At 70.2% G+C, this 12,354-nt stretch carries 12 protein-coding genes; 5 read left to right on the forward strand and 7 right to left on the reverse strand.

What is annotated here, in order from left to right:
• The first annotated feature begins 6 nt into the window (after positions 1-6).
• Complete coding sequence (locus KOI35_RS27665) at positions 7-978, forward strand: GlxA family transcriptional regulator (RefSeq protein WP_215791542.1); 972 nt, start codon at positions 7-9, stop codon at positions 976-978.
• Between the two features lie 12 nt (positions 979-990).
• Here the strand turns inward: KOI35_RS27665 and KOI35_RS27670 are convergent, their stop codons facing one another.
• Positions 991-2,541, reverse strand: coding sequence for a multicopper oxidase family protein (locus KOI35_RS27670; protein ID WP_246613810.1), 1,551 nt, complete (start codon positions 2,539-2,541; stop codon positions 991-993).
• Positions 2,508-2,879: a hypothetical protein gene (locus tag KOI35_RS27675; RefSeq protein WP_215791543.1), complete on the reverse strand. Its 372-nt coding sequence runs from the start codon at positions 2,877-2,879 to the stop codon at positions 2,508-2,510. The genes KOI35_RS27670 and KOI35_RS27675 overlap by 34 nt, the downstream gene beginning before the upstream one ends.
• Positions 2,880-2,947: 68 nt before the next feature.
• On the opposite strand from KOI35_RS27675, the gene KOI35_RS27680 reads away from it, so the two are divergent.
• Entirely contained in the window at positions 2,948-3,388 is a 441-nt protein-coding gene (locus KOI35_RS27680) for a MarR family winged helix-turn-helix transcriptional regulator (protein WP_215791544.1), read from the forward strand.
• Here KOI35_RS27680 and KOI35_RS27685 read toward each other — a convergent pair.
• Positions 3,325-4,233: an EamA family transporter gene (locus tag KOI35_RS27685; protein ID WP_215791545.1), complete on the reverse strand. Its 909-nt coding sequence runs from the start codon at positions 4,231-4,233 to the stop codon at positions 3,325-3,327. The two genes, KOI35_RS27680 and KOI35_RS27685, sit on opposite strands and share 64 nt — an antisense overlap.
• A gap of 82 nt (positions 4,234-4,315) precedes the next feature.
• On the opposite strand from KOI35_RS27685, the gene KOI35_RS27690 reads away from it, so the two are divergent.
• A complete protein-coding gene (locus KOI35_RS27690) occupies positions 4,316-5,161 on the forward strand; it encodes a LysR family transcriptional regulator (RefSeq protein WP_215791546.1) in 846 nt (281 codons plus the stop codon).
• 18 nt (positions 5,162-5,179) lie between these two features.
• On the opposite strand, the gene KOI35_RS27695 is transcribed toward KOI35_RS27690, so the two are convergent.
• Genes KOI35_RS27695 through KOI35_RS49030 form a run of 3 tightly spaced genes read right to left on the reverse strand, consistent with a single transcriptional unit; the run spans position 5,180 to position 8,744 of the window.
• On the reverse strand, positions 5,180-6,022 hold the full coding sequence (locus tag KOI35_RS27695) for a glutamate ABC transporter substrate-binding protein (RefSeq protein WP_215791547.1): 843 nt from the start codon (positions 6,020-6,022) through the stop codon (positions 5,180-5,182).
• On the reverse strand, positions 6,019-6,675 hold the full coding sequence (locus tag KOI35_RS27700; protein WP_215791548.1) for a response regulator transcription factor: 657 nt from the start codon (positions 6,673-6,675) through the stop codon (positions 6,019-6,021). Before KOI35_RS27700 ends, KOI35_RS27695 begins: the two co-directional genes overlap by 4 nt.
• Positions 6,672-8,744: a GAF domain-containing sensor histidine kinase gene (locus KOI35_RS49030; RefSeq protein WP_215791549.1), complete on the reverse strand. Its 2,073-nt coding sequence runs from the start codon at positions 8,742-8,744 to the stop codon at positions 6,672-6,674. The genes KOI35_RS27700 and KOI35_RS49030 overlap by 4 nt, the downstream gene beginning before the upstream one ends.
• Positions 8,745-9,072: 328 nt before the next feature.
• Between KOI35_RS49030 and KOI35_RS27710 the strand changes: the two genes are divergently transcribed.
• Positions 9,073-9,603 (forward strand): hypothetical protein, encoded by a 531-nt coding sequence (locus KOI35_RS27710; protein ID WP_215791550.1) that lies wholly within the window; start codon positions 9,073-9,075, stop codon positions 9,601-9,603.
• A 46-nt stretch (positions 9,604-9,649) separates the two neighbouring features.
• Entirely contained in the window at positions 9,650-10,651 is a 1,002-nt protein-coding gene (locus KOI35_RS27715) for an RICIN domain-containing protein (protein WP_215791551.1), read from the forward strand.
• A 29-nt stretch (positions 10,652-10,680) separates the two neighbouring features.
• On the opposite strand, the gene KOI35_RS27720 is transcribed toward KOI35_RS27715, so the two are convergent.
• A complete protein-coding gene (locus KOI35_RS27720) occupies positions 10,681-12,318 on the reverse strand; it encodes a glycoside hydrolase family 27 protein (RefSeq protein WP_215791552.1) in 1,638 nt (545 codons plus the stop codon).
• Positions 12,319-12,354: the final 36 nt, after the last annotated feature.

The following is a 12,354-nucleotide window of genomic DNA, read 5'->3' on the forward strand; positions in this document are numbered from 1 at the left end:
GACACGGTGCGCAAAAATCTGGCCAAGGTGGTGGTACTGGCCCTCGACGACGTCGTGCCGTTCGATCTGAGCATTCCGTCGCGCGTGTTCCACGAGGCGCTCGACGAGGACGGCAACCGCCTCTACGACGTGGAGATCTGCACGCTGGGCGGGGAACCGGTGGCCACCAACGCCGGCTTCACCGTGGCGGCGCAGCGGGACGAGCGGGCTCTCGCCGAGGCCGACATGGTGGTCGTGGCGACTCAGGAACCGGGCGCGGAGATGTTGCGTACGGGAAAATTGGCCCCCGAGATCGCCGAAGCGCTGACCCTGATCAGACCGTCAGCTCGCATCGTCAGCCTGTGCACGTCGGCCTTCGTGCTGGCGGCGGCCGGCCTGCTCGACGGGCTGCGGGCCACCACGCACTGGGCGCTGGCCGACGATTTCGCGCGGCTGTTCCCGGGGGTCGACCTCGATCCGGACGTGCTGTTCGTCGACAACGGGCGCATCCTGACCAGCGCGGGCGCGGCCGCCGGCATCGACCTGTGCCTGCACATCGTGCGGCTCGACCACGGTGCCGCGGTGGCCAACGCGGCCGCCCGCCGGTGTGTCATCGCGCCCTGGCGAGAGGGCGGACAAGCACAATTCATCGAGCAGAGCGTTCCCCGTACGGGCGACAGCTCGACCAACCGCACCCGCCAGTGGGCGCTGACCCGGCTCGAGCAGCCGCTGTCCTTGGCCGAGCTCGCCGGGCACGCGAACATGAGCGTGCGCACGTTCAGCCGCCGGTTCGTGGCCGAGACCGGCAGCAGCCCGAACCAGTGGCTGATCCACCGGCGCGTCGACCGGGCCCGCGACCTGCTCGAGACCAGCGATCTACCGGTCGACCGGATCGCCGCGGCGGTCGGTTTCGGCAGCGCCGCGTTGCTGCGTAAGCATTTGCAGACCACGCTCGGGGTGCCGCCGACCGCGTACCGCAGAACTTTCCGCGCCTTCTGAGAGAGGACCGATCTAATCCCGGCCGTTGAACGGAGCACCCGTCACGTCGAACGCGGCCATCATGCCCATGTCCTCGTGCTCGAGGTTGTGACAGTGGAAGACGTACCGGCCCGGGTGGTCGGTGAACGTGACCCGGATGGTGGCCTGCTCGGCCGGTCTGAGGTCGATCGTGTCCTTGGGGCCCGAGTCGTACGGCCCGGGTCCGCCGAGACCGCGCCCGAGCACCCGGAACGACGCCAGGTGCAGGTGCACCGGATGGTGGAAGTCCGAGCTGATCCGCCAGATCTCGGTGGTGCCGAGTTGCGCCGTCAGTGCCGGGCGCCGCGGGTCGAACGGGATCCCGTTGATCGTCCAGCCCGGCATCCCGTTGACGGTGTCGTGACGCAGGCGCAGGTCGCGGGTCACCGTCGGCGGGGGCGTCGGCGGCGCGGCCGGCGCCAGGGCGTCCGGGATCCGGCTGTCGTCGGGTGCGGTGTGGGTGATGTCGAACCGCATGACCGGGGTGGTGGTGCGGTCGCCGAATGTGTTGATCAGGCGGACCTGGGTTCCGGGCCGGTAGCGTCCGAAGTCGACGATCACGTCGAACCGCTCGGCCGGGGCGATCTCGATCGCGTCGTGGGTGATCGGTGCGCCGAGCAGGCCGTTGTCGGCGCCGATCTGCACCAGTCCGCCGCCGCCGGGTGGCGGCGGGTCCAGGGCCAGCCGGTAGCGGCGGGCGTTCGACGCGTTGAGCAGCCGCAGCCGGTGACGCACCGCGGGCACCGGGGCGACCGGCCAGGCGCTGCCGTTGACCAGGACGACGTCGCCGAGCACCCCCGACCCGTACGGCTCCCGGACGCCCGCCATGTGGTGCAGCATCGGGTCGAGCGAGGGGTACAGCAGCGACCCGTCCGTGTCGAAGGACCGGTCGGTGATCATGATGGGCAGGTCCCGATCGGCGGCCGGCAGGCCGAGCCGGTCCTCGTCCGGGTCGGTGATCAGATGGAATCCGGCCAGCCCGCGCCAGACTGCCGGGCCGGTGAAGTCCATCCGATGGTCGTGGTACCAGAGGGTGGCGGCGGGCTGGCGCAGGGGATAGGTGTAGGTGCGGCGGCCGCCCGGCGGGATCAGGTCGGTCGGGAAACCGTCGTCGACCGCCGGGGTGTGCCCGCCGTGCAGGTGCACCACGGTCGGCACCGGCAGATCGTTGCGGTGGCTGACGATCGTGCGGCGGCCACGCGGTGAGCGGATCGTGGGGCCGGGGAACCTTCCCTCGTACGCCCAGATCCCGGTCCGCACCCCGGGCAGCATCTCGGCCGTCGCCGCCCGTTGGACGATCTGGTAGTGGTCGCCGGTGCGGTCGCGGCGAATCGGTTCGAGCACCGGCGGCACCCGGAACGGCAGCATGAACGGGTTCGGCAACGGGCGCCGGCTCGGCAGCAACGATCCGGCTGAGGTCGAGCCGTGCAGGCCGGTCAGCAGGGGCACGCCGATCACGGCCGCGCCGATTCCGCCGCCGAGTCCGGCCAGGAGCCGGCGCCGGGTCAGTTTCACGGCCGCCCCGGCCGGTAGCGCCAGGACCATCCGGTCAGCAGCAGGGCGCCCAGGATGATGGTGACGCCCAGCGGGATGTGCACGGCGAGCACTCGGGCGAAGCCGAGGGCGATCTGCGCCGCCACCAGTCCGAACAGCGCCAGGCCGGCGGCCAGCGGCCAGATCGGGCCGCGTCCGGGCCAGCGCACGGGCACGGCCGCGACCGCCGTCGCCAGCACGGTGATCCCGGCATAGGTGGCATTGACCCGGTGCGTGTGCAGGACCGGGAACGTGCCGGCGAGGAACTGACCGGCGAACACGGCCTGATCGAACAGCAGGAGGGCGGCCGCGGTGGAGGTGATCCGCAGGGGCCAGGGAGTCCAGCTCACCGGGTCACCATAACCTCTCAAGAAAGAAGTTCTCAAGTGAGACTTTCTTGGTTGAGTATTCTGGCCGGGTGACAGGGAACAACGCGGTGGGGGTCGAGATCGGCCGCCTCCTCGCGATCGCGCACAAGCGTGCGGCGCGCAGCTTCGCCGAGTCGCTCGAGCCGCTCGAGCTCGACGGGCGGCGGTTCGGGGTGCTCATGGCGCTCGGCCGCCTCGGCCCGGCCACGCAGAGCCGGCTCATCACCGAGCTCGGCGCCGACAAGTCGACGATGATGCGGACGGTCGACGAACTCGAGCAGGCCGGGCTGGCCGAACGGCAGGCGGTGGCCGGCGACCGGCGGGCGCGGGCGGTGGCCCTGACCGCGCTCGGGCGCCGGCGGCTGGCCGAGGCCCGCGAGATCGCCGACCACGTCGCCGGCGAACTCTTCGCCGGCATGACCGCGGATCAGCAGGTGGCGCTTCGTGACCTGCTGGCTTCCCTGACGGGCGGCCGTTCCGCAGCCGGATGAGCCGGGGCCGGGCGGGCACCGGCCCGGGTCGCTCCGATACCGGCCGCGACCACCAGGGCCATGCCGATCGCCCCGGCCAGGTCGGGGAACTGGTGCAGGGCGACCGCGCCGATCAGCAGGGCGATGGCCGGTTCGAGGGCCATCAGGGTGCCGAAGGCGGCGGTGGTGAGCCGGCGCAGGGCGAGCATTTCCAGCCCGTACGCGATCAGCAGCAGAACGCCGAGTCCCGCGCCGAGCAGCGTGTCACTCCACGAGATCGCGCTGATCCGGCCATGGTCGACGACGAACAGGGCGGCGATCGCGGCGACCGGCATGGAGACGGCCAGCCCCTGCAGGCCGTGCAGCTGGTCGCCGACCTTCTGGGTGAGCACGATGTAGGCGCCCCAGCAGACCGCCGCGCCCAGCGCGAAGCCCACGCCGAGCAGGTCGGCCGTGCCCCGCCACGGGGTGGTCAGCAGCAGCACGCCCACGGCGGCGAGCACCGGCCACCAGATCGCCCGGCGCCGGCCGCGGAGCACCGCGACGCCGAGCGGGCCGAGGAACTCGATGGCGCTGGCCGTGCCCAGCGGCAGCCGGCCGACCGCGGACATGAACAGCACGGTCGCCCCGGCGGTGGCCAGCCCGAGCAGCACGGCGGCCCGCAGGTTGGCCGCGCCGAAGGTGCGCAGCCGCGGCCGGATCAGCACGATCAGCAGCAGCCCGGCGGCCGACAGGCGGAGCCAGGCCGCGCCCTCGGCGCCGATCCGGTCGATGAGCCCGACCGCCCCGGCCACGCTGACCTGGACGGTGAGCATCGCCGCGACGGCCATCGAGGTGCCCGAGCGGACGGTGTTCGTGGTGGTCATGCGCCCAGTCAACGCCGCCTGATTGTTCGCGTCCACGTGCCGATGCTGGACAATACGTTCGCGTTTACCGAACAATCGTGGTGTGGAGACGCGCAGGCTGCGGTTACTCGTCGAACTGGCCCGGCTCGGGTCCATGCGGGCGGTGGCCGAGGAGATGGACCTCACCACCTCGACCGTCTCGCAGCAGCTGGCGATCCTGGCCCGCGACGTCGGCGCCACGCTGGTCGAGCCGGACGGCCGCCGGGTGCGGCTCACCCCGGCCGGGCGCCGACTGGCCGAGCACGGCGTCACCATCCTGGCCGCGGTCGAGGCCGCCCAGCTCGATCTCGACCCGGACGCCGAACCGGCGGGCTCGTTGCGCGTCGCCGGTTTCGCCACCGCGATCCGGCGTTCGCTGCTGCCGGTTCAGGCCCTTCTTTCCGTACGCCATCAGGCCGTGCGCCTGCTGATCAACGAGCACGAGCCGTTCGAGGCGTTCGCCCTGCTCGACGCGGACGCCGTCGACCTGGCGCTGGTCTACGACTACAACCTGGCACCGGCGGCGTTCGCGAGCCGGTACGAGACGCGGCCGCTCTGGACCATGCCGTGGTCACTGGCCGTACCCGCCGGGACAGTCAGGGAAGACGCCTGGCGGGCCGACTGGATCGTCAACTCCCGGCACACCGCGGACGAGGATGTGGTGCGCACGCTGGCCGCCATGAACGGCCGGGAACCGCAGGTGGCGCACCGGTGCGACAGCCTCGACCTGGTCGAGGAGCTGATCGTGGCCGGTCTGGGGGTCGCGCTGCTGCCGGCCGCGCTGCCCGTCCGCGACGGGATCGACCTGCTGCCGCTGACCGGGCCGGAGGTGCACCTGCGGGCGTACGCGGTGACCCGCCGCGGCCGGTCCGCCTGGCCGCCGCTGGCGCTGGTGCTGGGCCTGCTGTGAGTCGCATCCGTCGGCCGGTCAGTCCCGGCAGGGTTCGATGGCCGGTCTGGCTGGTGCGCGCACCCCGGCCCGGCCCAGGGTCTCGTGAAAGGCCTTGTTCCACCGGCCGTCCCGTTCGGCCTTCGCGATGACACCGTTGAGGAACTCACAGAACGCGCGGTCGCCCTTGGGATATCCGATCCCGTACGCGTCGTCGGAGAACTCCGGGCCCACCACGGCCAGCTTCGTCGGGAGTTGAGCGACGTAGCCGAGCAGCACCACCCCATCGGTGGTGACGCCGTCGACCGAGCGGGTCAGCAGACGTTGGACACATCTGGTGTAGGTCAGCTCCGCGACCGGGACGGTGCCGTACAACTGCTCCCACTTGTCTATCGACGTGGAGCCGCTGGCCGAGCAGACCGTGCGCCGGCCGATCTGGTCCGGCCCGCTGATCACCTGCTTGTCGGCCCGCCGCACCAGGAGTTGCTGGCCGGTCCGGAAGTACGGCCCGGCCTGTCCGACGCGTCCGCGCCGCTCATCGTTCATCGAGTACGAGGCCACCACGATGTCGACGTGTCCGTCGATCAGATAGGTCTCCCGGACCCTCGACGTCGTGGTGACGAACGTGATCTGTTGACGGCTCAGACCGAGTTCCGCGGCCACGATGGTCGCGATCTCGATGTCGAAACCCTCGTAGTGGTTCGTCGCCGGATTGAGGAATCCGAGGCTGGGCTGGTCCGACTTGACCCCGATGCGGATCCGGCCGTCCTGCTGCAGCCGATGCATGGTGGTGCCGGCCGGAAACTGCACCGCCTGCGGACGAGCGCACGCGACCGAGGACAGCACGGCGGCGGCGACAACAGCCAGCACGAGCCGTTTCATCGTGGATCGCCGAGCCCCGCGTCGCGAGCCTTGGCGACGGCCGCGGCCCGGTCACTCACGTGCAGTTTGAACAGGATCGCTGAGACATGGTTGCGCACGGTCTTCTCGGACAGCGACAACTGACGCGCGATGTCGTGGTTGCCGCATCCGGCCGCGACGAGTTTCAGCACCTGCCGTTCCCGGTCGGTCAGTTCCGGGAACACCGTTGCCGCCCGGTCCTGGTCCGCGCCGACGAAGAAGTCACTGATGCGGTGGGCGATTCCGTTGCCGTACACCGACTCACCGGCCGCGACGGCCAGAACGGCCCGGGTGATCTCCGTACGATCGGCGCCCTTCAGCAGATAGCCGCGGGCGCCCGCGCGCAGCGCTCCGATCAGCGCCTGGTTCTCGTCGTGCATGGTCAGCACCAGAACCTTGATCTCCGGATGCCGGGCCAGGATGGCGCGGGTGGCCGCCGCGCCGTCCAGGTCCGGCATGGTCAGATCGGTGATCACCACGTCCGGACCGGTGTCCTCGACCAGGGTCAGCAGAGCGCGCCCGTCGGCGGCCTCACCGACGATCTCGATCTCCGGGTTGACGGCGATGGCGGCGATGAGGCCGAAGCGGAACATCGGATGGTCGTCAGCGACAACAACCCGGACGGGATCGGTCATGACGGCTCCAGAGGCAGCGTGGCGGTGATGGTGGTACCGGTACTTCCCGAGTCGATCTCCAGACGCCCGCCCAGATTCTCGGCCCGGCGGCGCATCGAGGTCAGCCCGATCCCGGCGACGGCCGACCGGGTGCCGTGTCCGTCGTCGGCGACCACGATGCGGAGGACGCCGTCCGGAGCGGCGATGCTGACGGTGACCTCGCGAGCGTCCGCATGCCGGGCAACGTTGGTCAGCGCCTCGGTGGTGATCCGGTAGGCGGCGTTCTCCACGTCGGCCGGCAGGCTCGGCAGGGTGGCCGCGTCGAACGCCACCGGAACCTTCGACGACACCGCGTCGGCGTGCCGGCGGATGGCTTCGGGCAGCGTCATGGTGTCCAGCGCGGCCGGTCGCAGATCGTCGAGGATGCGACGGACGTCGGCCAGGGCGACGGCCACCTCGTTCTGGATGCGGCGCAACAGCGGGCTGTGGCCGGTGTCGGCGAGGGCCTCCAACCCGAGCCCGATGCCGGACAGCGACGGCCCGAGTCCGTCGTGCAGGTCGACCCGCAGCCGGTCGCGTTCCGCCTCGGCCGCCGTGACCACCCGGTCCCGCTCCGCCTCCAACTGCTCGGTCAGCCGGTGGGCCTGGACCACCATCGCCACCTGCAGGGCGAGAACCGTGAGCAGCCGTACGTCGGCGCTGGTGTAGACCTCGCCGGGCCGTCGGGGCAGCACCCGCACTTCGCCGAGGGCGGTGCCACCGAAGCGGAGCGGCAGTCTCAGGGTCGGTTGCGTCGGCTCGTCGGCGCCGACGCCGCCCAGCCGGCTGCCGTCGGGGCCGATCAGGCCGGCACCCGGCGCGCGCACCGCGGCCGCGACGCTCGTGAGGGCGGCCGACAACAGATCGCCCGGCCCGGTGCCGGATACGCTCTCACCCAGCGAGGTCAGCGCTTGCATCGGATCACGGCGCTGTCCGTACAGCAGCCGGTCGGCGGCGTGTTGCAGCCGGTCGCGCGCCGGTGCCAGCGCGACCGCCACGGCCGCCGCGGCGATCACGCCTAGCAGTGGCCGGCTGGTCAGCGTGGCGCCGACCACCGTGCCGACCGCAGCCGTGACCCCGAGATACGCGCCCACCACCACCGCCGTGTACATGCCGTAGACCAAGCCACGGCGCAGGACCGTCTCGATGCCGAACAAGCGATACCGGAGAACGCCGACGGCCACGGCGATGGGAACAAGCAGCAGCGGCAGCAGCATCAGCACATTCGCGAAACTGGCGGTCACGAAGAAGGAGGCGGCCAGGAACGGCATCACCATGCAGATCAGCAGAACCAACTGCTGGCGGCGGGGAAACTGGGCGCGGACGAGACGCAGCACCGTCCCGACCCAGATGACGACCATCGAGAGGACGAGCAGTGGCGTGAACGCCCACGAACTGATCCGGCTCCACTGCGCCCACGCCGGAGGCAGGGCGGGAATCGTCGCGTCCACGTCGGTCGAGAGGAAGACACCCAGGTCGTAGACGCGCGGACCGGGTACCAGCAGGTCGGCCAGCCGCTGCGGGAAACGCGGCACCATGCCCCAGCCGCCGGCGGCGATCGGATCGACGACCGGGAACGGGATGCAGAGCATCAGGACGACGATCGACAGCATCGCCGAGCCGACGGGCCATCGCCACCAGGCGCTGGGCAGACGGCCATCAGGATAGAGGGCCAGCAGCAGCGTCGGCGGGATCAACCAGCCGGGCAGGTAGAGCGCGGGTCCGAAGTAGGCTCCCCACGACGGCGAGCTCCCCAGCAGGCCGTAGCCGCTGTACGCGGTGATGCAGACCGCCAGCGCTTGCGACACACCGACACCGAGAACCAGCCAGCCGATCGCGTTGCGCGGGCGCACCGCGGCCAGGATCGCGCCGGTGATCGCCCAGACCAGGGCGAGTACACCGCAGGCGAGGACGAAGGCCGGCCCCGTGAACGGTTCCGGTGCGAAGAACCAGGTCTCCTCGCTCGGCCGGGCGATCTTCCGCCAGGCGACAGCGACCACGACGACCGAAGCCGTCGCCGCTGCTGTTGCGCCGAACCGCGCGAACCTCACCTCGACAGTGTGAGCCCGCCCGGCGGCGCCTTCCAGTGTGAATGTCCCGCCCGATCCGGCACTTCGCCCGGCTCGACCGGGACGAGATCCGGCTCGACCGGGACGGGGTCCGGCCGTGGCCGGGCACGTCACCCGAGCGGCCGAGGACGCCGGGCTCATGCGGCCCGGGGCGGGGGCCCCGCAGCATCGGTGGACACGACCGGAGGAAGGACCCGACCATGACCATCTCCGCCATCACCGTACGTGGCCTGTTCGCCGGCGGTGTTGCCCGCCACCTCGAGGATGGCGCCGCTCCGGCCGTCCGCTCGGGACCGCTCGCCTCCGGACCATGCTGATGCCACGGCTCGACGTTGTCGCCGGGGCTCCCGCCGACCTGATGACGACCATCCGTGAACTTCGCGAGCAGGCCGACGCCGGTCTGCGGGCGGCGTGCCTGCGCCGGCGCCGCCTGACGAACATCACCGTCGTCGCATCTGCGCTCGCCACCGTGCTGACCGCGGGACCGGCGTTCGGCGGCAAATCGCTCACCGCGTGGCTGACCGGCGCTCTCGAGTTGTCCTCGCCGGCCTGGCAGCTGTTGTGCGCGACCGCGGCGGTCTGTTCACTCGCGACCGCCATCGCGGGTCAGCTGCTGAAGGCGGACAGTCTCGACGATCGGATCGCCGCCGCGCAGACCGCCCGGGTCCGGTTGGAGGCACTGGAGATCCGTGCCGGTCTGCACCAGATCGAGCGCGCGGAGGCCGTGGCCGAGCTGGTCAAGTGCGTTGAGGACGCCGCCGTCCTGTGGCAGACCACGTGGCGGCTGTCGCCCGCGAAGTCGGGCGGCGAACCGATGATCCCGCCGACGGAAACGGCGTAGGGAGGAGACAGCAATGAGGACCAGAGCGGCCACCATGCTTGTCGCAGTGGCCACGGCAATCGTCACGATCACCGGCACCATGATCGGTCCGGTGCAGGCCGGCACAGGCACGCAGTTCACATACTTCGAGCTGCGGGCGGAACACAGCGAGAAGTGTCTGGACGTGGACGGTCGTGGTTCCGGTGGCGCCACCGCGAACCTGGCGAACGTGATGCAGTACGAGTGCTGGGGTGGCACGAACCAGCAATGGCGGATTGCTGACGTCGGTAACGGGTACTTCGAGTTGCGGGCGAGACACAGCGACAAGTGTCTGGACGTGGACGGTGGCGCCACGGCGAATCTCGCGAACGTGCTGCAGTTCCAGTGCGTGGGTGACGCGAATCAGCATTGGCGGACTGTCCCGCTCGGTAACGGGTACTTCGAGCTGCGGGCGAAACACAGCAACAAGTGTCTGGACGTGGACGGCCGTGGTCCGGGTGGCGCCACCGCGAACCTGGCGAACGTGATGCAGTACCAGTGCTGGGGTGGCGCGAACCAGCATTGGCGCTTCAACGCTGTGCAACCCGCCCCGCCGCCGAAGGACGGCGACTCGGTCTGGATCACCTCGCCCAATCGCCTCATGTGTCTCGCGATCGACTCGCGTTACGACGCGGCGGCGGACATGGCACTGGTTGCGGTCGACCGGTGCTACAACGTCGGACTCGACGGCTACTGGCGGTACGACCAGGTTCAAGGCACGGCGGCCGAGTTCCGGAGTTACTACAGCGACAAGTGCCTGGACATCGCCGCCGCCTCCAAGGACACGAATGCGGCGGCCGTGCAATATCGCTGCTGGGGCGGTGCGTCGCAGGGCAACCCGAACCAGCAATGGAAGTTGCTCGGCGTGCGCGGCGGGACCGAAGGGCTTTATCAGGTGCAGAACCAGCACAGCTTCATGTGCCTGACGCGGACCGGCGAGACCAGGGACAGCGTGGTTGTCCAACGAGGTTGCGCGGCCAACCAGCCGGCCAACGAATGGCGTGTGGAACCGGCGGTCTGGATCAACTGAAGGGATGCGCCACCGGTCAGCAGTCCGCCCTAGGTCAGGGTCCACTTCTGATTGGTGGCGCTTCCGCACGCCCACAGGACGATCTTGGTGGTGTTGGCGGTCGCCGCGTTGGCGGCGTCCACGCACAGGCCCGACTGGACGCCTCTGATGGTGCCGTCGGTGGTGACGGTCCACTGCTGGTTGGTCTGGCCGTTGCAGTCCCAGATGGCCACCGCGGTGCCGTTGACGGTGCCGTTGTTGTAGGCGTCCAGGCACTTGTTGCCGTAGATCTTGATCGTCCGGTCGGTCGACGACCAGGTCCAGCGCTGGTTGGTCTGGCCGTTGCAGTCCCACAGCTGGGCCTGGGTGCCGTTGGCCGTGCTCGAGTTGTTGATGTCGAGGCACCGGCTCGACTGGGCACCGACGATCGGTCCCGTACGGAGGGTGGGGCCCTCGGTGCCGGAGACCGTGAGCAACACGGCCTGTTTGGACGGCACGCTTGCGGTATAGCTGGTCGCGAACGAGCCGAGATTGCTTCCGGCCCACGGGTCACGGACGACCACCGAACCGGTCAGGCCCATCGAGGCCCAGCGCGCCGTGATGTTCGCCGTGGCGCCGGTGCGGTTCAGGAGCAGTACGGCGCGTTTTCCCGTACCGGAAAGGGTTTTGCTGTAGACCTGCAGGCCGGTCGTGTCCTCGGCGACCTTGTGACCCTGCCGGCCGAGTGGGTCCTGGTCGACGGCGATGACCTCGCGGTTGGTCAGGATGGCCCGGGTCTCGGCGCTCATCGTGGCCAGGTTGTTGCCGGCCAGCAGGGGAGCGCCGGAGATCGCCCACAGACCGAGGTGGGTACGGTTCTGGGCCGCGCTGAAATTCGGCATGCCGGCGATGAGCATGTCGGGGTCGTTGTAGTGGCCGGGGCTCTGCGCGGTGGGATGCTGCGCGGAGTCGAAGTTGGCCAGCACGTTGTCCATCGACGCGGTGTTGCCGTAGAAGATGATGTCGGTGCTGGTCCGCCACATGGTGGAGACGCCCGGAGCCCAGTTCCACGGGCTGCCCTCACCCCAGCTGCAGATCGAGAAGGCCATCGGGCGGCCGGTCTGCGCGGTGGCGCGGGCGATCGAGTCGCTGATCGCGGTGTAGGTCGTCTGCGGGTTCAGGCCCTCGGCGTGGCCGCCGCACCAGTCCACCTTGACGAAGTCGAAGCCCCACCGGGAGAACTGCAGGAAGTCCTGGTCGTAGTGGCCCTCGCTGCCGGAGCCGGGCGCGGCCGGGCGGCCGGTCGGGTAGTAGTAGCCGCAACCGTCGCGCCCGGCGTCGGTGTAGATGCCGGCCTTGAGGCCCTTGCCGTGGATGTAGGCGGCGATCGCGGCCATGCCGCCGGGCCATTCGGCGGTGTCGACGGTGATGTTGCCGGCCGCGTCCCGGGTGCCCTGCCACCAGCCCTCGTCGATGTTGACGTACTGATAGCCGGCGTCCTTGAGGCCGGTCGAGACCAGTGCGTCGACCTGCTGCTTGATCACGTTGTAGTTGATCTTCGCGGCGAATGTGTTCCACGAGGCCCAGCCCATCGGCGGCGTGCTGACCACGTTGTTCGGTGCGGCCGCGGCCGCTGTGCCCCACGTCGTAGCGGCGATCACCAGGGCCAGGACGAGTGCGCCCCGGATCAATCCACGGCCGTCTATCATGACTGTGAACGTTAACAGCCACTACTCCGCGGGGCA

The sequence above is a fragment of the Paractinoplanes bogorensis genome, assembly GCF_018829635.1.
In the GTDB taxonomy this organism is placed as follows: domain Bacteria; phylum Actinomycetota; class Actinomycetes; order Mycobacteriales; family Micromonosporaceae; genus Actinoplanes; species Actinoplanes bogorensis.

What these genes read in the sequence shown, in the direction of transcription:
- KOI35_RS27670 (WP_246613810.1), bottom strand. Translation starts at nt 2,541, where the DNA reads ATGGTCCTGGCGCTACCGGCCGGGGCGGCCGTGAAACTGACCCGGCGC.
- KOI35_RS27685 (WP_215791545.1), bottom strand. Translation starts at nt 4,233, where the DNA reads ATGACCACCACGAACACCGTCCGCTCGGGCACCTCGATGGCCGTCGCG.
- KOI35_RS27695 (WP_215791547.1), bottom strand. Translation starts at nt 6,022, where the DNA reads ATGAAACGGCTCGTGCTGGCTGTTGTCGCCGCCGCCGTGCTGTCCTCG.
- KOI35_RS27700 (WP_215791548.1), bottom strand. Translation starts at nt 6,675, where the DNA reads ATGACCGATCCCGTCCGGGTTGTTGTCGCTGACGACCATCCGATGTTC.
- KOI35_RS27710 (WP_215791550.1), top strand. Translation starts at nt 9,073, where the DNA reads ATGCTGATGCCACGGCTCGACGTTGTCGCCGGGGCTCCCGCCGACCTG.
- KOI35_RS27720 (WP_215791552.1), bottom strand. Translation starts at nt 12,318, where the DNA reads ATGATAGACGGCCGTGGATTGATCCGGGGCGCACTCGTCCTGGCCCTG.